The sequence below is a fragment of the Acinetobacter sp. 22301 genome, assembly GCF_052045285.1.
Classification (GTDB): Bacteria; Pseudomonadota; Gammaproteobacteria; order Pseudomonadales; family Moraxellaceae; genus Acinetobacter; species Acinetobacter pittii.
Genome location: NZ_JBQEOR010000004.1, coordinates 110,951 through 132,053, shown reverse-complemented (window position 1 = coordinate 132,053; position 21,103 = coordinate 110,951). Strand labels below are relative to the sequence as shown.

Genomic DNA, 21,103 nt, shown 5'->3' with positions numbered 1-21,103 from the left:
AAATAGCGTATGTGGTTTACTCGAATCAGTGTGAAATACCCCGTTTTTACCATTATGATGATGCTCAGCTTAATGGTACTCGGGTTGGCATCTTGGAAACGTATGACTGTCGAAGAGTTTCCGAATATAGATTTCCCATTCGTAGTAGTCACTACACAATATGCGGGTGCGTCACCAGAAGCGGTTGAGTCAGATATAACAAAAAAACTTGAAGATCAAATCAATACAATTTCAGGAATTAAACAGATTACTTCACGCTCAAGTGAAGGCCTTTCAATGGTGATTGCCGAGTTTAATCTTGATACTTCTTCGGCGATTGCAGCACAAGATGTTCGTGACAAAATTGCACCCGTCACAGCGCAGTTCCGTGATGAAATTGATACACCGATTGTGCAACGCTATGACCCCTCTTCTAGCCCAATCATGTCAGTCGTATTTGAATCAAACAGCATGAGTCTGGCGCAATTAAGTTCGTATGTAGATAAAAAAATCGTACCTCAGCTTAAAACGGTTTCGGGTGTCGGTAATGTGAATTTATTGGGCGACGCTAAACGGCAAATACGAATAAAGGTTATTCCTGCACAATTGCAAAGCTACGGCATTGGTATTGATCAGGTCATTAACACGCTAAAAAATGAAAATATTGAAGTGCCTGCAGGGACCTTACAGCAAAAAAATTCTGAACTGGTTGTACAGATTCAATCAAAAGTTATTCATCCCCTTGCATTTGGTGATTTGGTCATTGCCAATAAAAATGGTTCACCCATTTTTTTAAAGCAAGTGGCAACTGTTGAGGACACACAAGCCGAACTACAATCGCGTGCCTTTTATAATGGAAGAACTGCGGTCTCAGTCGATATCTTAAAAAGTTCCGATGCCAATGTAATTAAAGTCGTCGATCAGACTTATCAAACGTTAGAGAAATTAAAAGATCAAATGCCTGCGGGTTTAGATTACAAAGTCGTAGCTGATAGCTCTAAAGGTATTCGCGCTTCAATCAAAGATGTTGTTCGAACCATTATTGAAGGTGCTGCTTTAGCAGTTCTCATTGTTTTACTCTTTTTAGGCTCTTTCCGCTCTACAGTTATTACTGGTCTAACCTTACCGATTACCTTGCTCGGAACCTTAACTTTTATCTGGGCATTTGGGTTTAGCATTAACATGATGACGCTGTTAGCTTTGTCACTCAGTATTGGTTTACTCATTGATGATGCAATTGTAGTTCGGGAAAATATCGTCCGACATACTGAACTGGGCAAAGACCACGTAACCGCTGCTCTTGAAGGGACAAAAGAAATTGGTTTAGCTGTACTCGCAACCACGCTTACTATTGTGGCAGTCTTTCTACCCGTAGCCTTTATGGGTGGTCTGATTGGACGCTTCTTTTATCAATTTGGTGTAACGGTCAGTACGGCTGTTTTAATTTCAATGTTTATTAGCTTTACACTCGATCCAATGCTTTCAGCTCACTGGAAAGATCCTGTAAAGAAAAAAGATAATTGGCTACAACGTTTTTTTAACCATATTTCTAATTTGCTAGATCGGCTTACTCATGTTTATGAAAAGCTATTAAAGCTTGCTCTACGCTTCCGTTTCATTACAGTCATTGTTGCAATCGCTTCATTATTTGCTGCATTAGGCCTGTCTAAACTCATCGGGACCGAATTTGTACCTACACCAGATAAAGGTGAAGTCCGTATCCAGTTCGAGACTCCTGTAGATTCTTCTTTAGAATATACCCAAGCCAAATTACATCAGGTCGATCAAATTATTAGACAATTCCCCGATGTGGTTTCTACTTATGGCGTGGTTAACAGTGAAGTAGACTCTGGTAAAAACCATGCTGGCTTAGGGGTGACCTTAAAGCCAAAACAAGAACGTAGCTCAGATCTTAATACTCTCAACAATGAGTTCCGTGATCGTTTGCAAACTGTAGCGGGTATTCGAGTAACCTCTGTTGCCGCAGCACAAGATTCTGTCTCTGGCGGACAAAAGCCAATCATGATTTCTATTAAAGGATCTGACCTAAATGAACTACAAAAAATTTCAGATCGCTTTATTGCTGAAATGGAAAAAATTAAAGGCGTAGTTGATTTAGAAAGCTCATTGAAAGAACCTAAACCGACTTTAGGTGTTCATATTAATCGCGTGCTAACAAGTGATTTGGGCTTATCTGTTTCCCAAATTGCGAATGCCATTCGACCATTAATTGCGGGCGATAATGTCACCACTTGGGAAGATCGTGACGGCGAAACTTATGATGTGAATTTACGTTTAAATGAAAATAAACGTATGCTTCCGCAAGATGTACAAAATTTATATATCAACTCTAATAAAACCAATGCAGCTGGACAAAATATATTAGTTCCATTGAGTGCCGTCGCAACGACCGAAGAAAAACTTGGGGCTTCGCAAATTAACAGACGTGATCTTGAACGTGAGGTTCTTATTGAGGCAAATACCTCTGGTCGCCCGAGCGGAGATATTGGTCAAGACATCGACAAAATGCAAAAGGCATTTAAGTTACCTGCGGGCTATACATTCGATACTCAAGGAGCAAACGCCGATATGGCTGAATCTGCGGGATACGCATTAACAGCCATTACCCTATCGATTGTATTTATTTATATCGTGTTAGGTTCTCAGTTTAATAGCTTTATTCATCCAGCAGCAATTATGGCCTCTTTACCTTTGTCATTGATTGGTGTTTTTCTTGCCCTATTCTTGTTCCAAAGCACCCTAAATCTGTTTTCGATTATTGGTATTATCATGCTCATGGGACTTGTCACTAAAAATGCGATTTTGCTGATCGATTTTATTAAGAAAGCGATGGATCAGGGTGTGAGCCGTTATGACGCTATTTTACAAGCTGGTAAGACCCGTTTACGTCCAATTTTGATGACCACAAGTGCTATGGTGATGGGGATGGTTCCCTTAGCTTTAGGTCTCGGCGAAGGCGGTGAGCAAAGCGCACCAATGGCTCATGCGGTTATTGGTGGTGTGATAACCTCTACTCTGTTGACTCTTGTGGTTGTACCCGTCATTTTCACTTATCTGGATGACTTGAAAAACTTTATGCTGCGTCAAACACGACGATTCATGTCATAATGCAGCGATTATCGTATAATCTGCGTTTTTATAACGCTTAACTTTTAGGACTTTTTCCATGCGCGCAAGCCGCTTTTTATTTGCAACGTTGAGAGAAACCCCAAATGATGCTGAAGTGATTTCACACCAGCTCATGTTACGTGCGGGGATGATTCGTAAATTGGCATCTGGTTTATATACATGGCTGCCGATGGGAACACGTGTGCTTAAAAAAGTAGATGCGATTGTTCGTGAAGAAATGAACCGTTCAGGCGCAATGGAAGTATTCATGCCCGTGACTCAACCCGCAAGTCTTTGGGAAGAATCAGGTCGATATGAACAATATGGCCCTGAGTTATTACGTTTTAAAGATCGTCATACGAACCCATTTGTACTTGGGCCAACGCATGAAGAAGTTATTACAGATATGGCGCGTAACGAATTAAAAAGTTATAAGCAGCTTCCTGTAAATTTCTATCAAATTCAAACTAAATTCCGTGATGAAATCCGTCCACGTTTTGGTGTAATGCGTTCACGCGAGTTCATCATGAAAGATGCTTATTCTTTCCATGCAACTCAAGAATCATTACAAGAAACTTATGATGTGATGTACGACACTTATAGCCGTATTTTCACTCGCTTAGGTTTGGATTTCCGTCCAGTTCAAGCAGATACAGGTTCTATTGGTGGTTCAGCTTCACACGAATTCCACGTATTGGCGGCTAGTGGTGAAGATGACATCGCATTTTCAACTGAATCTGATTATGCAGCAAACGTTGAAATGGCTGAGGCTGTTTTGGTGGGTGAACGCGCAGCACCGACACAAGAATTTAAATTGGTTGAAACGCCAAACCAAAAAACGATTGATGATGTATGCCAATTCTTAAATGCTGATCCAAAGCAATCTGTTAAAGCATTATTGGTTCAAGGCATTGCAGACGAAAAAGGTAATGTTCCTGTTGTTGCTCTATTTGTACGTGGTGACCACGAACTTAATGAGATTAAAGCTGAGAAGCATCCGTTAGTTGCTGCGCCTCTTACTTTTGCAACTGAAGAACAACTTCAAGCATTTGGTTTAACTGCTGGCTTTACTGGTCCACAAGGTTTAGTCGAAAAAGGCTTAACTGTAATTGTTGACCGTGCTGCATCTGTTCTTTCTGACTTCATTGCTGGAGCAAATGAAGCTGACAAACATGCGGTTGGCGTAAACTGGGAACGTGATGCGCAAATTAGCGAAGTTTTTGACTTACGTAATGTGGTTGAAGGCGATCCATCTCCAGATGGCAAAGGCACCCTACAAATTAAACGCGGTATTGAAGTAGGTCATATTTTCCAGCTTGGTACTAAATACTCTGAAGCTTTAGGCTGTAAAGTTTTAGGTGAAGATGGCAAACCATTTACAGTAACTATGGGATGCTACGGTATTGGTGTAACACGTGTTGTTGCAGCTGCAATTGAACAAAACTACGATGACAAAGGTATTATCTGGCCTCAAGCCATTGCACCATTTGAAATTGCAATTGTTCCAATGAATGCGCACAAATCACCACGTACTCTTGAAGCAGCAGAATCCCTTTATGCAGAACTTCAAGCTCAAGGTTTTGATGTGTTACTTGATGATCGTAATGAACGCCCAGGCGTTAAATTCTCTGACCTTGAGTTAATGGGTATTCCACACCGTATTGTGATTGGTGAAAAAGGTCTTGATGCTGGTACTTTTGAATATAAAGGCCGCCGCGATGCTGAAGCGAGCAATTTAACTAAAGAAGAGCTTTTAGCTAAGTTAGCGCGTTAATAAATACATAAATAAAAAGCAGCTTTTCGAAGCTGCTTTTTTAAACTCAATTTTATGCCTGAACCGTTAAGTCCTTAACAGTCGTTGATGAACCATTGTTTTTAACCGACTCAATTCCTTTATCTCGTGAAGCTTCACTCGCATAGAACTGACTCGTGCCAATAATTTGATGATTTGCAGCTTTTAAATTGAAATAAGGTTTCCCATTCTTTGCAGTTAAACGCTCATATCGGGCGTCATCACCACTGTTTTTTTGAATTGACTCAATACCATTTACAGCAGAAGCCTTTGCCTTATATAGCTCACTATTTAAAATAGGTTCACCATTTCCTGCCTTCAAAATAAAACGATATTGACCATCACTCGCTTGTGAAATTTCGTACCATCCTGCCATAAAAACCTCATTTTTTTGTTGGTGTGGGTATGACTTTCGTTATTATTCTGGACGAAAGTTATTTGTTATTAATGACAATATAAAGGCGTAAATATCCCTTGAACAGCCCATTTTTTATACTTTTTCGTAATAAAATTATAATGATGTTAGGAAATTAAAAAGCAGAGATATAGACATATATCTCTGCTGAAATGTAATAATAATTAACAGTTTAAGCTTTTTTTACAAATTCAGATTTTAGTTTCATCTGACCAATACCATCAATTTTGCAATCAATATTGTGGCCATCACTTGCATCTGGAACTAAACGAATCGTTTTTACCTTTGTCCCTACTTTAACGACTGAAGATGAACCTTTAATTTTTAAGTCTTTAATTACAGTGACGCTATCACCATCTGCCAAGACATTTCCATTTGCATCTTTAATAATTTCTTGTTCTTCAGTTGCTGATGCTTCTCCTTCTTTCCACTCATGTGAACATTCAGGACAAATCAATAAGTCGCCATCTTGGTAAGTATATTCTGATTGGCATTTTGGGCAGTTTGGCAAAGACATGAAAAAATCTCAAAAAGTATATTATGCGAGATATGACTCATTTTTTAAAGTTTTAAATAAGAGACTTTTACCAAAAAAAAATTTATATATTTATTTTAAGTTTTACTTAATAAATATTCTTTCAAAATAATTGCATGGTTATTTTCAACATCTTTTGCTGAATATAAAAGCGTAACTGTATGTTTTGCTGCGATGTGTTGTAGCTCTTCAACTGCGGAATTGGTCTCAAGCTCTTTTAAATAGCGCTGTTTAAACTCGTGCCAATGATCTGGTGTTGCAGCATGAAACCATTTTCTAAGTTTGGTCGATGGTGCTATTTCTTTTAGCCACAAATCCAAGTGGGCATTCTCCTTACTAATTCCCCTACTCCATAAACGGTCAACCAAAATTCGTTTTCCATCACTAGGCTCAGCATTTTCATAAATTCTTTTAATATGTATATCCATTTCTGACACCTACTCAGCTTAATCTAAATATCATTGGCTTAATCATCACATTGATTTGCCTTCCTCTACAATCTAAATCTTTTGCGCTAAATATTGTCTCAATTTGCCATTACTGATTAATTCAGGCATATAAATTGCTTTTGAATTTTTCATTATTTTATCAAATGGTAAAAAATGAAATATTATATTTATCCGTGTTCATCTCAAAAAGATGCCCCTTATTTGATTTTCTCATCTGGGTTAGGTGGTCATGCTAGTTTTTGGAGCCCACAACTTGAATCGTTGAGTACGCATTTCAACATTGTGACTTATGACCAAGAAGGCTGTCATCAAGACAGTGCTTTATTACCTTCACATTACCATATGTGTGACATGGCCAATCAAGTACTACATTTATTAGAACATCTTCAAATTCATGAATTCCATATGATCGGGCATGCTTTGGGTGGTATCATCGGAATGGAACTCGCAAAGCAACTACAATCTAGCTCAATTACCATGCTCAGCCTGACACTGATTAATGCGTGGGATGAGCTAGATGCTCATACGCAAAAATGTTTTGATGCCCGTATCGCATTGTTAGCCTCTGCGGGTGCTGAAGCCTATGTACGTGCACAGGCATTATTTTTGTATCCTCCAGCATGGATTTCTCAGAATCATAGCCACATTAAAAGTACTGAAGATATTCAACTTCAAGGTTTTCCGCCCAAGACAAATGTATTTGCACGACTCAAGGCATTAATGCATTTTCAATTACAAGCAGAGCACTTACAAGCATTGCAAGACACTGCAATTCATATCGTTGCCAATCAAGATGATTTTTTAGTTCCAGCACATAAATCACAAGATCTTTTTACCAAACTTGGTCATGGTCAACTTTGCATTTTACCCTCTGGTGCCCATGCTTCCACAGTGACCGAATCTCAACGACTAAATCAAACTTTCATTCAATTTTTCCATAACATTAAGGCCTTATCATGAATGCAAAAACATTAAATATTTTAGATCAACTCTTTTTAGAAGCTAGAACCCACAGCACGTGGTTAGATAAAGCGGTCAGCACTGAGCAAATTCAACAAATTTATGATCTGGTCAAAATGGCGCCGACTTCTGCCAACTGTAATCCTGCTCGTTTTGTCTTTTTAACAACACCTGAAGCTAAACAAAAACTCAAGCCAGCATTGTCGTCTGGCAATGTAGAAAAGACGATGACAGCTCCTGTCACTGTTTTGGTTGCAACCGATGCAAGATTTTATGACAAACTGCCAGAACTATTTCCTTATGCCGATGCAAAATCATGGTTTACATCAAGTGAAGCCGTAGCACATGAAACTGCTTTTCGTAATAGTTCATTACAAGCTGCATATTTAATTATGGCATGTCGTAGTTTAGGTTTAGATACGGGTCCAATGTCTGGTTTTGATGCAAAACAAGTTGATGAGCTATTTTTTGCAGGCACAAATCATCATATTAATATCATCATTAACATCGGCTATGGCGACCCTCAAAAAGTTTATACTCGCCTTCCCCGTTTAAATTTTGAAGAGGCTTGTCGGGTAGAATGAGTTAAGTACATAACCCCCTCTTCAATCTCAAAAGAGAAATACCTTAGTTGTACACGGCGACTTCAATGTCGCCTTTTTTTTATTCTGCTGTTTTAAAACATTGGATGTCATACACACTCCAAAAGTAAAATTGATCAAATGATGCACAATGAAGCAAGATAGTTCCTCCTTGGTGCACAATCGCATTACTTTTTACCATTTGATAAAAATTATACCAAACAATAAATTCAATATATTGATAAATATAAAAATATTAAATTTGGCATGAGCTATGCATTATTAAAAATACAACCAAACACTGAAAATTATATCGTTTATAGCTTTCAGTTCGACTTCCTAAACTCACGATGGGGAATCAAGATGAAGATCGGCGTTTTTTGTCCAATTGGAAATAATGGCTGGCTGCTTTCAGAAAATGCACCGCAATATAAACCTACCTTTGAATTAAACAAACAAATTGTACAGCGTGCTGAACACTACGGTTTTGACTTTGCCCTTTCCATGATTAAGTTGCGTGGTTTTGGCGGAAAAACTGAGTTTTGGGACTATAACCTTGAAACATTTACCCTCATGGCAGGTCTCGCTGCTGTCACCAGTAAAATCCAAATTTATGCAACCGCTGCAACACTAGTCATGCCTCCTGCAATCGTGGCACGTATGGCATCGACCATAGATTCGATTTCCAACGGTCGCTTTGGACTAAACGTCGTGACCGGATGGCAAATGCCCGAATATTCCCAAATGGGTATGTGGCCCGGCGATGAATATTTTGCTAAACGCTATGATTACTTATCTGAATATGTCGAAGTTTTACGTGAACTTTGGGCAACTGGGAAGTCAGACCTAAAAGGCGAGTTCTTCCAGATGAATGATTGTCAGGTCAAACCACAGCCTCAAGCTGATATGAAAATTATCTGTGCAGGACAGTCTGATGCTGGTTTAGCTTTTTCCGCAAAATATGCTGACTACAACTTTGTTTTCGGAAAAGGTTTAAACACACCGACAGCCTATGCCGAAATTAATGATCGCTTAAAGGTTCAAACCGACAAAACTGGACGCAATGTACAAACCTATGTGTTGTTTATGGTAATTGCTGCCGAAACAGATGAAGCCGCAATGCAGAAGTGGCAACACTATAACGATGGTGCAGACATGGAAGCTATTCGTTGGCTACAAGACCAAGGTGCAAAAGATAAAGTGTCTGGGACTGACACCAATATTCGCCACATGGCCTCTAGCGTTTCTCCCGTCAATATCAATATGGGCACCATTGTTGGCTCTTTTAAAAATGTCGCAAAAATGCTTGATCAAATTTCCGAGATTAAAGGGACAGAGGGAATTTTGTTGACCTTTGATGACTTTGTACAAGGCGTAGAAGATTTTGGTCAACGCATTCAACCGCTCATGAAATGTCGTGAAAGTGTCGTTACCGAACTGACAAAGCAAGCCGAACCAACTGTTTTGGAGAAAAGCGCATGAATGAAATGTCTAATATTGTATGTGCAGAATTCACCGCACAGATTGGTACAGGCAAAGTATTAAAGGCCGAACCTGAACATATTCAACTAGCAGCAGAACAAACTGCGCTTGTTGTCATTGATATGCAAAATGCTTACACCTCTTTAGGTGGGTATTTAGATTTAGCAGGTTTTGATGTCTCAAAGACTAAGCCTGTAGTCGAAAATATTAAAAAGGCGATCGATGCTGCACATAGTGCAGGGATTCAGGTCATCTATTTTCAAAATGGTTGGGATAAAAACTACGTCGAAGCTGGTGGTTTAGGTTCACCAAATTTTCATAAATCCAATGCTTTAAAAACCATGCGTAAACAGCCTGAGTTACAAGGCCAACTTTTATCTAAAGGTGGTTGGGACTTTGCTTTAATTGATGAGTTACAACCACTTCCACAAGACATCATTATTGAAAAGCCACGTTATAGCGGTTTCTTTAACACCGCGCTCGACAGCATTTTACGTGCTCGTGGCATTCGTAATTTGGTCTTTGTAGGTATTGCCACCAATGTCTGTGTCGAGTCGACCTTACGTGATGGTTTCTTTTTGGAATATTTCGGTGTTGCACTTAAAGATGCTTGCTATCAAGCCGGACCTCAAGAGGCTCACGACGCAGCGCTATATAACATTAAAACTTTTTTTGGCTGGGTATCTGACACCAATAGTTTCATTGAAACCTTTAGTTCGGCATCAACATTGCTACAGCAATCTGCCTAATTCATACATTTAATTTTATCTAAAATTTTTTGATTTGGAGCATTTTATGTCTAAACAAGTTGTTATCCCTGAAGGAACATCGGCACCCCTTGCACCCTATGTTCCTGCAACCAAAGCGGACAATATTGTGTATGTCTCAGGCACATTGGCTTTTGATGAAAATAATAATGTGGTTTGTATTGGTGATGCAGCAGGACAGACTCGCCATATTTTAGAAACAATCAAAAAAGTGATTGAAACAGCAGGTGGCACCATGGATGACGTAACGTTCAATTCCATTTTCATTAAAGATTGGGCGGACTATACCGCAGTGAATACGGTATATGCCGAATATTTTCCGGGTGACAAACCTGCTCGCTTTTGTATCCAGTGCGGCTTGGTGAAACCCGATGCCTTAATTGAAATAGCATCGATTGCCCATGTGGGATAAACGATGTCACTGACAAAAACCTTCTGCATCATAACTGATGTGATGTTTTAGCCTCGATTCATTGTAATGATCATGCATTGGGGTTGGAGAGCAATCATGCAAAAAAGAGAAGAGAAACAGGTTTTAACTCCATCTGCTATTCAGCAGACTCAAACATGCTCAACACACTTAGAAGTAGATCAGCATACTTTTAGGCAAGGCATGGCAAATCTTGGAGCAGCAGTGAATGTCATCACGACAGATGGACCTGCGGGACAGGCTGGTTTTACAGCATCCGCAGTATGTAGCGTAACCGATACACCACCGACACTATTGGTTTGTCTCAACCGCTCAGCATCAGTTTTTAATACTTTTAAACAAAACGAGGTGCTTTGTGTCAATACTTTAGCTGCCCATCAAAGTACCCTATCTACAATATTCGGCGGAAAAACACCAATGCCAGAACGCTTTGCTCATGGGGAATGGAGCAAGCTAATCACTGGTTCTCCGATTTTGAATGAGGCCTTGGTGTCATTTGATTGTGAAATTGTACAAAGCATGAGTATCGGTAGTCATGATGTCTTGTTTTGTTCGGTCAAAGCAATGAAACACCAAAGTGGGCTTAATGCACTTATGTACTTCAACCGCAATTATTGCGAATTACAAACAGCATGCTAATGCAGATAAAAAATGAAAAAGAGGATCTGTTATGCGAACACAAGAATCTTGGTTTCCTAAATTTAAGCCGCACACCGGTAATTTAGAAACTCCCGTACAAATTGATGAATATCTTCCTCCCGGTAAAAGTATTGTTTTGGGGTTACAACATGCTTTTGCGATGTTCGGAGCAACTGTTTTAGCCCCGTTACTCATGGGCTTTGATCCGAACCTCACCATTTTTATTACTGGTATTGGCACTATCTTGTTCTTTTTACTTACAGGTGGGCGTATGCCTAGCTATCTCGGATCAAGCTTCGCCTTTATTGGCGCAGTCGCAGCAGCGACAGGCTATGCAGGAGTTGGATCAAATCCAAATTTAGCTGTGGCGCTGGGCGGTACAATCATTTGCGGTTTGATTTATGCATGCATCGGTTTAATTGTCATGAAAACTGGAACTGCATGGATTGAAAAACTCATGCCACCCGTGGTCACTGGTGCAATTGTCATGATTATTGGTTTAAACCTTGCACCTGTAACAATTAAAAGTGTTTCGACAAATAGCTTTGACACGTGGATGGCAGTCATTACCATTTTATGCATTAGTGCCGTTGCTGTTTTTACAAGAGGTATGATTCGCCGCCTTCTATTACTCATCGGACTTATCAGTGCTTATTTTATTTATTTTATACTCACCAATATCTTTGGGTTAGGCAAACCCATCGATTTTAATGCGATCAGTCAAGCTGCATGGTTTGGCCTACCAACTTTTCACTCACCTGTTTTTAATGCCAAAGCTATTTTATTGATTGCACCTGTTGCGCTTATTTTAGTCGCTGAAAACTTGGGACATTTTAAAGCGGTTTCTGCCATGACAGAACGTAATTTATCGCCATATATGGGGCGTGCTTTTTTTGCAGATGGTATCTGTACAAGTTTATCAGCTTCTGTTGGTGGTACAGGGATGACGACTTATGCTGAAAATATTGGAGTAATGGCTGTAACTAAAGTCTATTCAACGACTATTTTTGTGGTTGCGGGACTATTTGCAATTCTACTCGGTCTATCTCCTAAATTTGGAGCAATCATTAGTACCATCCCTGTCGCTTTATTAGGCGGTGCATCCATTGTTGTCTTTGGTTTAATTACTGTGGCTGGAGCAAAAATTTGGATCGATAACAAAGTTGATTTCACCAAAAATAGTACTTTAATTATTGCAGCAGTCAGCCTGATTATGGGTGCTGGTAATTTAAGTCTACATATTGGGCCATTTGACCTAGGGGGTATTGGAACTGCGACACTTGCAGCAATTGTGCTTAACCTATTACTCAACAGAACGGAAAAATCTGAAAGTCAATCTATTGAAAAATCAGTAGAACCGCTTAATTCTGTCCCACATCTCTAATTCTGGAGAAACTCCTTGATTCAAAGTGTTTCATTTATCGGTTTAGGTGCAATGGGATGGCACATGGCTTCCCATTTAACCCAAGTATGTAGCCAAGTCTATGTTTGGAATCGTACTTTTGCTAAAGCAAAGCAACATGAACAAACCTTTGGTACGGAGGCTGTAGACCTGACACAAGCTCTACAAGCAGATATTATCTTTTCATGCCTACCGACTAGCCAAGATGTAGAAAATTTAATTGCGAATTCTCAACTAAAACAAGGCTGTATTTGGGTGGATTGCACTAGCGGTGTGCCAGAGACTGCAAGAAAACTCAGCCAACAGCTCAAATTAAGTGGAGTTGATTATTTAGATGCACCAGTTTCAGGACAAACGATTGGGGCTGAACGAGGAACTCTCACTGTAATGGTCGGAGGTAACGAGTTTGCTTTTAAAAGAGCAAAACCAATCATTCAAGCCTTTGCTAATTTAGTTGAATATGTCGGCGAAAGTGGTGCTGCCTTTGCAGTAAAAGCCATCAATAACACATTAATGGCAACACATCTTTGGGCGTTGGCAGAGGGATTAAGTATCCTTAAATCCCAAGGCGTAAATTTACACTCCGCAATGAACTGCATTAACCACTCTAGCGGCAAAAGTAATGTTTCAGAACACATCATGATGCAACGCGTTTTAAACCGCAAATTTGAAAAAACTTTTGCATTAGATTTATTACAAAAGGATATTGGAATTGCACTAAATCTCGTTACTCAAAATAATTTGGAACTCCCAGCTTTTAATCTTATTCAGCAACAGTTTAATCAGGTTTCCAAACCCGATGCACAACAAGTTGATTTTTCAGCCATAGTTAAGCTATTGGAACAACAAAACCAATTAGAACTATGTTAAGAGTAGGTCATACGACCTACTCTTTTATAAGAAAGTAGAGTGACTTTATTGATCTGGAATTTCAGCTTCAATCAATAAGGTAAGCAAAGATAGGGATTCTTGCCACCCTAAATAACAAGCTTCTACAGGAATAACTTCCGGTATTCCTTCTTGCGTAATATGCACTTCTGTACCTACCAATACGCTTTTTAATGTAATAGTAACCTGCATAGTCCCAGGTAAATTTGGATCATCGAATTGATCGTTGTAGCGAATTAGTTCATTTGGAACTAATTCCACATATGTTCCGCCAAAAGCATGGGTTGAACCTGTTGAAAAATTGGTAAAACTCATTTTGTATGAGCCACCAACATTTGCATCAAAACTATGAACTTTCGCAGTAAAACCGTGGGGCGGTAACCACTTGACTAAAGCATCTGGATCTAAAAATGCACGATAGACTCGCTCGGCTGGTGCCTTAAATACGCGATGAAATTTCACTGTACCTGTTGCCATCATATTCTCCTTATTTTAATTTCCTTAAAATTATTGAAATTATGGCTATTAGCTTAAACCTTCCGATTTATCCGAACGTATATTTTTGGTGTTTTTTTAAACAAAAAAGCCAACTTCAGGACAAACTCAAATTACGAAAACTATGGCTGATTTTTTAGTAAAAATGGAGCAAAATAGTCAGCAATCATAAAGAAACATATTGAATTTGAGATTAATCATGAGTCTGCTCGCTTTCTCCTCATATGCTTTAAACGGTGTAGATGCACAAAAGTTTTTACAAGGCCAAGTTACTGTAGATACTGAACGTTTAGCTGAAAATGAAACTCGCTATACAGCTATTTGTGATCTTAAAGGTCGTATTCATTTTGGCTTATGGCTAAAGAAGATGAATCCTGAAAGTTTTGAAATTGTAGTTACTCAAGATCAAGCTGAAGAGTTTGCCAAACATATTAAAAAGTATGGTGCCTTTTCAAAAATGACCTTAAGTGAACAAGGTGCTGTGTTTCCAAAAGTTGTGAATCATCAAACTGAGTTCACTACTGCTGAAACTGATATTTCAGAATGGCAAAAACAAGCCATTATGACTGGTCAAGCGTGGATTACACAGGCAACTGAACATGAATTCCAGCCACAAGAATTGCGTTTACATCAACGCGAAGGCGTCAATTACGACAAGGGCTGTTACTTAGGCCAGGAAATTGTGGCGCGTCTTTGGTTTAAAGCAAAACCAAAACACTGGTTACATCTGGTTCAGGGTACAGGTGAAGCGCCTGCTTCAGCAGCTCAATTAAATAACGATATAGAAGTCGTTAATAGTATTGCAAATGATGAAGGCTATCTTGCTTTAGTTGTAGCTAAACCTGCTGCTCTTCAAGAGTTAGGGATTCAAGTTCTTGAGTTACCAGAAGCTTTAAGTGGCGACGTAGCAAGACCACACTAATAACTTTTATTAGTTCAAACTGCCCACTGCTAAGTTAGTGGGCTTTTTTATAGATACAAAACACTAATGATTTCATTAGATTAGAACGTCAATTTTTTAAGCTTTATATGCCATCATTAGCCCTGTTGAAATTAAAGAGAAAAAAGATGAAAACTAAACTTGCTACACTCATGTTGAGTCTGGCTATTTTCGGTTCTGCTCATGCTGATGTTAAAACACTTGAACAAAATCTTAAGACGAATTATCCCGATTTGCCTGTAAAAGGTGTTTATCAATCGCCTGTACAGGGCATTTATGAAGTCTATACAAGCGGCCGCATTGTTTATACTAATCAAGATGCGAAGTACTTTTTTGTTGGTAATTTAGTCGACATCAAACAACAAAAAAACATGACTGAAGAACGTATTGCCGAATTGGGCAAGATTGACGTTAAAAGTTTGCCATTAAATCAGGCGATTAAATATGTAAAAGGTAAAGGCGAACGTACGCTCTATGTCTTTAGTGACCCAGATTGCCCATATTGCCAGCGCCTAGAACAAAATATGGTTGGGGTTGATAACGTAACCGTATATGTGTTCCTTTATCCTCTTACTAGTTTGCATCCAAATGCTGAAAAAGTTTCAAATCAAATCTGGTGTTCAAAAAATCCGGCAGAAGCTTGGACAAACTATATGCTTAATCGCAAATTGCCGACTAATAGCAAAAGTTGTTCAAGCCCAATTCAGAAAAATATCGCTTTAGGTCAAAAATTAAATATTGATGGAACACCTACCCTGTTCTTGCAAGATGGCCAAAGACTCTCTGGTGTACCAAGTGATGCCAAACAAATTGAAGCATTACTCCAGACTGCAAAATAACAATATTACCCACTCCGTTATATGAATGTGAGTGGGTATTTTTTCTCCACAATTTGCCCAAAGTGCAGCGCTTTATATACAAATCGGCTGTTTACTTTCATCAATCAATATTTATGATGAGAAATTGAAACTCTTTCATGCATCAATGGAATGATGTAGCTACGAAGTAAAAGGTTAAAAAGAAATGAAGAAATTACTAATCGCAAGCCTAATCACCCTTTCAAGTGCATCAATTTTTGCAGCTGATAACACAGCAACTGCTGCTAAAACCGATGTTTTTAAACAAGCTGAACAACTCTACGCAGCAAAAAATTACTCCGCTGCATTTCAAGAAATGCAACGCTTAGCCCAATCAGGTAACGCCCAAGCTATTTATAACTTAGCCTATATGACTCAAATAGGCCAAGGTACAGCAAAAGACTCTTCTAAAGCTCTAAAATATTATGAGGATGCTTCAAATAAAGGTTACGCCCAAGCGAGTTACACCCTTGCACAAATTTATGAGACTGGTGAATTGGGCGTTGCGAAAGATAGCAACAAATTCAGTCAATATATTCAAAAGGCATCGGCTCAAGGTTCTGATGATGCAACTGTGAAAATTGCGACAATTTTATTTGCTCAAAAAAAACCACAGTCACATCAAATTGCCCTTCAAAAATTGGCGCCTTTAATTCGAAAAGGTAACTATCCTGCTATTCAGGTCAAAGCACTCTATGACATTAGCCAAGGTGTTGAAAATAAAAATCCTTTAATGAAACGCCAAGGTATCGAAGCTTTACAGTCAATTGCACAAAAAGGCTATGCACCTGCTTCTATGGCTTTAGCAACCATGATGGCGAATGGCAATATCATTCCGCAAAACCTACCGCAGGCTAAAAAGATCTTTACTGAACTTGCCAATCAAAATGTGCCTAACGCTAAAGAATCGTTAGCTTCGGTTGATAAGATTATTGCAGAAAAGAGCAAACAGGCTGCAAATGCTCCCGCACAGCCAGCACCGAAAAAATAATAAATGATGAGCCCCTTATGGGGCTTTTCTTTTACCACCACAGAGCAATAAGCCAGCTCACCCCAATAAAACCAACAATTGTACTAATCATAAGCGGTGTTAACGCTTTTTCATTTAAGCCATAGGCTTGTCCAAAAATTCCAAAAGCAATCGGCATTGGTAAGGCAGCAATTAATGTTCCTGCGTAAAGCATCTCACGACTTACATTTGGAGTTATTAAAAAAAGTGCAAAAATAACAGATGGCATTAGCACAACTTTAAAGGTCGCCAACAAAACGCTTTCTATATTTACCGTTGTTATTCCAATACCTACTAAACTTCCGCCAATGGCAAACAAGGCTAAAGGCGAAGCTGTACGCCCAAGTAACTCTAAAGACTGGTCAAGCGTTGCAGGAAGATTAACATCTAAAAGAATGCACCCCATCCCAACCAAAATAGCGATAATGACAGGATTCTTAAGTAAGTTTAAAAATGTCTGTTTTAAAAGCGGTAAAAGATTTTGCTGTTGATGTAAACCAGCTTCAGCCAAAATCAGCATCAGCGCCACAATCAATAAATTCTCAATGATGAGTGTTAAAGAAATATAGATCGCAGCATGATTACCTATCAGCATAGTTAAAATAGCTGTTCCCATAAATCCAGTATTCGACATAGATGCCCCCATCGATATGACGGCGCTATGAGTTAAGCTATTTTTAAAATATTTTCGATAGAGAATAAAAGCCAAGAAAAATAAAATTAAGGACCCTCCGCCATAAGCAAGAAAATAAGCGGGGTGCCAAATGTCTTGTAAGTTTTTATTTGCCAAAGAATGAATTAAAAAAGCCGGTAAGGAAATTTTAATTACAAATGCGCTAAGAGACCTGATCTGTTCAGGTGTTACCAATTTGATGAGGACACATATATAGCCCATCAATAGCAATATCAAGATAGGTAAAATAACCTGAAAAACCACTGACCGTCCTCACTTAGCGAAAGAAAAATGGGCAAAGATGACTTTGCCCAATACAATTAAAAAGAGTTAAAAAGCTGCTTTAATCCATGTGGTTGGCAACGTAAATACTGAGGCGCAATTTTAACTTCTGCCCCTAAAGCCGCTGCTGCATGCCAAGGCCATCTTGGGTCATATAACATTGCACGAGCAAGACCAATAGCATCAGCTTGCTGGTTTTCCAGAATTTGTTCAGCATGTTCTGGCTCAGTAATTAGCCCTACAGCAATGACTGGAATAGACACATGCTTTTTAACTTGTTCAGCAAATGGAACTTGGTAACCAGCCCCAATCGTAATAGATTGATGCTCATGCAAACCGCCACTAGACACATGCACATAGGCTGCGCCCAATTGCTCTAAAGCTTTTGATAAGCCCACTGTAGATTCAACGTCCCAATGCTCGATACTCTCCAACCAATCGGTTGCAGACAACCTAACACCTACAGGATAACCTTCTGGTACAGCGAGTTTAATTGCCTGAAGAACCTCAAGAGTCATACGCATACGGTTTTCTAAAGAACCACCATATTCATCAGTACGCTGATTGGCAATTGGCGATAAGAATTGATGTAGTAAATAACCATGCGCAGCATGAACTTCAATCAACTCAAATCCAGCTTCTACAGCACGTTTTGCCGCTGCTGCAAAGTCTTGCTGAACTTGTTTAATCTCAGCAATAGTCAAAGCATGAGGTGCTGCATCATGAACCGAAAAGGTACTTTCACTTGGAGCAACCGTTTGCCAACCATGAGGCTGATCTTTTGCAATCTGGCCTTTGCCTAACCACGGCTTTTCAGTAGATGCTTTACGCCCTGCATGTGCTAACTGAATTCCAAATGGCATCGGTGAAAGTGTATGAACCTTAGCTAACAACGCTTTGATTTGGTCACGTTGCTGATCATTCCACAGTCCAAGGTCAGCATAGCTAATCCGACCTTCAGGTTGTACAGCAGTCGCCTCTACAATACAAAGGCCCGCACCAGACAATGCATAATTTGCCCATTGCTGTTCATGCCAATAGGTAATTTCACCGGCATCTGTTGCCGAATATTGGCACATCGGAGCAATTACAATTCTATTAACCAGTTGTAGTGAACCAAAGTTAACCGTTTCAAATAATTTTGCCATTTTTAATTCCTAGAATTGCTTAATTACACGTAAACCTGCACTCCAGTTACGTCCATCCGCTGGTTCAAAGTAGCGTCCATTACCATCATTTACGATCACTGAACCTGCATAGTTTTTATCAAATAGGTTATCAACACGAGCAAAGCTATTCACTTCCCAGTCGCCCATTACCCATGCATAACCCACATTAGCTGAGGTTACACTGTAGCTTGGCGCTGCGTCACTGTTGGTATCATTCACGTATACTTTATCCATATACTGTACATCTACCCCGCCATATAGCCCGTGCGATGGCTGCCAAGCCAAAGAGGCGTAAGCTTGGTTTTTGGCAATTCCCGGAATGGCATTGCCCGATGGAATTTGAGCAATACTTCCTAAAGCTGGAATATCAGCATCAAAAGTTGCATCTAAATATGTATAGCTAGCAGTCGCTGTTAAATCTCGCCACAACTTTTTATTCCATGCAAACTCTAAGCCTTCACGTAAGGTTTTATCTGCATTGCGGAAGGTTGATCGGCCATTTGAGTTACCTGCAGAAACGATGTCATCTTTGGTTTTAGTCTGGAATACTGCCAAAGTAAAATCACCTAATTGGTTTTGTGATTTTAAGCCTGTTTCATAGGTATCGCTTGTGGATGCGGTTAAATCAAAATTAAAACCACTTTCTCCATCTGGACGATATGCCATTTCAGTAAAAGTTGGCGTTTCAAATCCTTTGGCATAACTCACATAGGCCATCAGTTCAGGTAAAATTTGCCAGCTTAAAGCAGCCGAAGGCAAAACTTTACTGTAATCAGTCTTACCACTATCGTCGCCATTACTTAAATAGTTATCTTTAGATTTGTAATGGACATTGCTATAGCGTACGCCTGTATCTAAACGCCACGTTGGTAAGAACTGCCATGACGCTTGTAAATAGGGATCGATATTCCATAAAGTATTATCTTCATCACGGCGCAAATTACCTTTGACACCATAAGAAGGTTGACCATTTACCAAATTAAAGTTTTCAAAACCTTTACGATCTTCATCCATCGCATCTAATGCAACACCAACACTTAGAGTAGTATTTGGAAGTAATTCTTTGCCCGTCCAACGGAAGTCAGCACCATAATAATCACGTTCAAAATCAATTACCCCGCCTGCATGATTGATGCTGGCATCTTGTGTTGATTTAGGTATAGATTGATATTGAGTGACTTGGCGATTACCTAAATATGCCATGGCATAGAGTTCATTTTTATCATTAATAGGCTTAGACCATGTCACCCCTGTTTGGGTCTGTTCAATATCTTTACGGACATTAAATTGCTTTAAAAATGGAACTTGTTGCTTTGGATTAGCATTCCACTGGTCATGCGTTAAACCCTGCGGGTCGTCTGCATGAATTTTGACATAGTTGGTTATCCAGTTGATTTTGCTACCATCATCAAGATCCCAACTGAGCTTTGCATTATTTAGTACTTTTTCTGCACCGCTATGTTCTCGGTAACCATCAGTATCGAAATACGATGAACTAATAACATAGCTTGGTTCATTCGCACCCTTTGCTCCACCTTGTAGCACGAGCCCTGCTCGGCTTTTATCGTGACTGCCTCCCGAATAGCTCAGCTCAATTGAATCTTTGCCTTGCCCTTCTTTAGTAGAAGTTAAAATTGTCCCACCCGATGAGTTTCCATAAAGTGAAGAAAAAGGTCCTGTTAGAACTTCAACATGGTCCAGACTACTTAAATCGATATTAGACGTTTGGCCTTGTCCATCCGGCATTGTTGCAGGAATACCGTCTACATAAAGGCGAATACCACGGACACCAAAAGTAGAACGTGCTCCAAAACCACGCATAGAGAGCTGTAAATCTTGGGCATAATTTTCACGATTACGAATCTGTAAACTCGGTACACCTTTCACAACTTCGGTTAAATTTACTTGTGAAGAAGTATCAACTTGAGGTGCATCTATCCGAAAAACCGAAGCTGGTGTCTGCAAATAGGTTGTATCGGTACGGGTTGCTTCCACATGTAATGTTGGCAATACAGTTACGTCTTGTGTTAAATCTTCTGCCCAAACAAGTGGGCTAGAAATACAGCCCATACTCATCAAAATACAGTAATGCAGTCGGTCTAAGCGTAATAAGGACATGCTTATTTCCTTTATTTATATTGTAGTTATGATAACAAAAAGCGGTGTCTTGTCTGGATATTGAATTCGATCTGCATTGTTGTAAATCTGGAACACTCTTCATCAATATCTA

General features: G+C 39.4%; 21 protein-coding genes. 14 read left to right on the top strand and 7 right to left on the bottom strand.

Annotated features, from left to right (window positions below; genetic code table 11):
* The first annotated feature begins 9 nt into the window (after nt 1–9).
* Nucleotides 10–3,108 carry an efflux RND transporter permease subunit gene (locus ACTJJH_RS08830; RefSeq protein WP_440601018.1) on the top strand — a complete coding sequence of 1,033 codons (3,099 nt, stop codon included), beginning with the start codon at nt 10–12 and terminating at the stop codon, nt 3,106–3,108.
* 58 nt (nt 3,109–3,166) lie between these two features.
* Nucleotides 3,167–4,882 carry a proline--tRNA ligase gene (locus ACTJJH_RS08825; RefSeq protein ID WP_440601017.1) on the top strand — a complete coding sequence of 572 codons (1,716 nt, stop codon included), beginning with the start codon at nt 3,167–3,169 and terminating at the stop codon, nt 4,880–4,882.
* 52 nt (nt 4,883–4,934) lie between these two features.
* Here ACTJJH_RS08825 and ACTJJH_RS08820 read toward each other — a convergent pair whose 3' ends face one another.
* The 3 genes from ACTJJH_RS08820 to ACTJJH_RS08810 all read right to left on the bottom strand — a co-directional run bounded on the left by ACTJJH_RS08820 (nt 4,935) and on the right by ACTJJH_RS08810 (nt 6,278).
* Nucleotides 4,935–5,276: a YegP family protein gene (locus ACTJJH_RS08820; protein ID WP_005064346.1), complete on the bottom strand. Its 342-nt coding sequence runs from the start codon at nt 5,274–5,276 to the stop codon at nt 4,935–4,937.
* A 211-nt stretch (nt 5,277–5,487) separates the two neighbouring features.
* Nucleotides 5,488–5,832 (bottom strand): zinc ribbon domain-containing protein YjdM, encoded by a 345-nt coding sequence (locus ACTJJH_RS08815; RefSeq protein WP_002116259.1) that lies wholly within the window; start codon nt 5,830–5,832, stop codon nt 5,488–5,490.
* Nucleotides 5,833–5,927: 95 nt separating this feature from the next.
* Entirely contained in the window at nt 5,928–6,278 is a 351-nt protein-coding gene (locus ACTJJH_RS08810) for a DUF488 domain-containing protein (protein ID WP_320124204.1), read from the bottom strand.
* Between the two features lie 174 nt (nt 6,279–6,452).
* On the opposite strand from ACTJJH_RS08810, the gene rutD reads away from it, so the two are divergent.
* From rutD to ACTJJH_RS08770, 8 genes are all read left to right on the top strand, one after another.
* Nucleotides 6,453–7,259, top strand: coding sequence for a pyrimidine utilization protein D (gene rutD / locus ACTJJH_RS08805; RefSeq protein WP_440601016.1), 807 nt, complete (start codon nt 6,453–6,455; stop codon nt 7,257–7,259).
* Nucleotides 7,256–7,843 (top strand): malonic semialdehyde reductase, encoded by a 588-nt coding sequence (locus ACTJJH_RS08800; protein ID WP_372550686.1) that lies wholly within the window; start codon nt 7,256–7,258, stop codon nt 7,841–7,843. Before rutD ends, ACTJJH_RS08800 begins: the two co-directional genes overlap by 4 nt.
* Before the next feature lie 360 nt (nt 7,844–8,203).
* Entirely contained in the window at nt 8,204–9,322 is a 1,119-nt protein-coding gene (rutA, locus tag ACTJJH_RS08795; RefSeq protein WP_130173355.1) for a pyrimidine utilization protein A, read from the top strand.
* Entirely contained in the window at nt 9,319–10,071 is a 753-nt protein-coding gene (gene rutB / locus ACTJJH_RS08790; RefSeq protein ID WP_068612103.1) for a pyrimidine utilization protein B, read from the top strand. Before rutA ends, rutB begins: the two co-directional genes overlap by 4 nt.
* 46 nt (nt 10,072–10,117) lie before the next feature.
* Nucleotides 10,118–10,501: a pyrimidine utilization protein C gene (gene rutC, locus ACTJJH_RS08785; protein WP_002116077.1), complete on the top strand. Its 384-nt coding sequence runs from the start codon at nt 10,118–10,120 to the stop codon at nt 10,499–10,501.
* Nucleotides 10,502–10,567: 66 nt separating this feature from the next.
* The gene (gene rutF / locus ACTJJH_RS08780) at nt 10,568–11,158 is read left to right on the top strand and encodes an NADH-dependent FMN reductase RutF (protein ID WP_213689331.1); all 591 of its coding nucleotides are present in this window, start codon (nt 10,568–10,570) and stop codon (nt 11,156–11,158) included.
* Between the two features lie 31 nt (nt 11,159–11,189).
* Complete coding sequence (gene rutG / locus ACTJJH_RS08775) at nt 11,190–12,542, top strand: pyrimidine utilization transport protein G (RefSeq protein ID WP_440601015.1); 1,353 nt, start codon at nt 11,190–11,192, stop codon at nt 12,540–12,542.
* Between the two features lie 15 nt (nt 12,543–12,557).
* The gene (locus ACTJJH_RS08770; protein WP_440601014.1) at nt 12,558–13,430 is read left to right on the top strand and encodes an NAD(P)-dependent oxidoreductase; all 873 of its coding nucleotides are present in this window, start codon (nt 12,558–12,560) and stop codon (nt 13,428–13,430) included.
* Nucleotides 13,431–13,475: 45 nt separating this feature from the next.
* On the opposite strand, the gene ACTJJH_RS08765 is transcribed toward ACTJJH_RS08770, so the two are convergent.
* Nucleotides 13,476–13,928: an SRPBCC family protein gene (locus tag ACTJJH_RS08765; protein WP_014207573.1), complete on the bottom strand. Its 453-nt coding sequence runs from the start codon at nt 13,926–13,928 to the stop codon at nt 13,476–13,478.
* A gap of 38 nt (nt 13,929–13,966) precedes the next feature.
* On the opposite strand from ACTJJH_RS08765, the gene ACTJJH_RS08760 reads away from it, so the two are divergent.
* From ACTJJH_RS08760 to ACTJJH_RS08745, 4 genes are all read left to right on the top strand, one after another.
* Nucleotides 13,967–14,083, top strand: coding sequence for a hypothetical protein (locus ACTJJH_RS08760; RefSeq protein WP_002116161.1), 117 nt, complete (start codon nt 13,967–13,969; stop codon nt 14,081–14,083).
* Nucleotides 14,084–14,142: 59 nt separating this feature from the next.
* A complete protein-coding gene (ygfZ, locus tag ACTJJH_RS08755; RefSeq protein ID WP_440601013.1) occupies nt 14,143–14,865 on the top strand; it encodes a CAF17-like 4Fe-4S cluster assembly/insertion protein YgfZ in 723 nt (240 codons plus the stop codon).
* A gap of 146 nt (nt 14,866–15,011) precedes the next feature.
* Nucleotides 15,012–15,722 (top strand): DsbC family protein, encoded by a 711-nt coding sequence (locus ACTJJH_RS08750; protein WP_014207575.1) that lies wholly within the window; start codon nt 15,012–15,014, stop codon nt 15,720–15,722.
* Nucleotides 15,723–15,906: 184 nt separating this feature from the next.
* Nucleotides 15,907–16,731, top strand: a complete 825-nt coding sequence (locus ACTJJH_RS08745) for a tetratricopeptide repeat protein (protein ID WP_440601012.1) — start codon at nt 15,907–15,909, stop codon at nt 16,729–16,731.
* Between the two features lie 31 nt (nt 16,732–16,762).
* Here the strand turns inward: ACTJJH_RS08745 and ACTJJH_RS08740 are convergent, their stop codons facing one another.
* From ACTJJH_RS08740 to ACTJJH_RS08730, 3 genes are read right to left on the bottom strand one after another with little or no spacing between them, the layout of a single operon-like run.
* On the bottom strand, nt 16,763–17,686 hold the full coding sequence (locus tag ACTJJH_RS08740; protein ID WP_440601011.1) for an AEC family transporter: 924 nt from the start codon (nt 17,684–17,686) through the stop codon (nt 16,763–16,765).
* A gap of 56 nt (nt 17,687–17,742) precedes the next feature.
* The gene (locus tag ACTJJH_RS08735) at nt 17,743–18,852 is read right to left on the bottom strand and encodes an NADH:flavin oxidoreductase/NADH oxidase (RefSeq protein WP_238516747.1); all 1,110 of its coding nucleotides are present in this window, start codon (nt 18,850–18,852) and stop codon (nt 17,743–17,745) included.
* Nucleotides 18,853–18,861: 9 nt separating this feature from the next.
* Nucleotides 18,862–20,991: a TonB-dependent receptor family protein gene (locus ACTJJH_RS08730; RefSeq protein ID WP_440601010.1), complete on the bottom strand. Its 2,130-nt coding sequence runs from the start codon at nt 20,989–20,991 to the stop codon at nt 18,862–18,864.
* Nucleotides 20,992–21,103 lie beyond the last annotated feature (112 nt).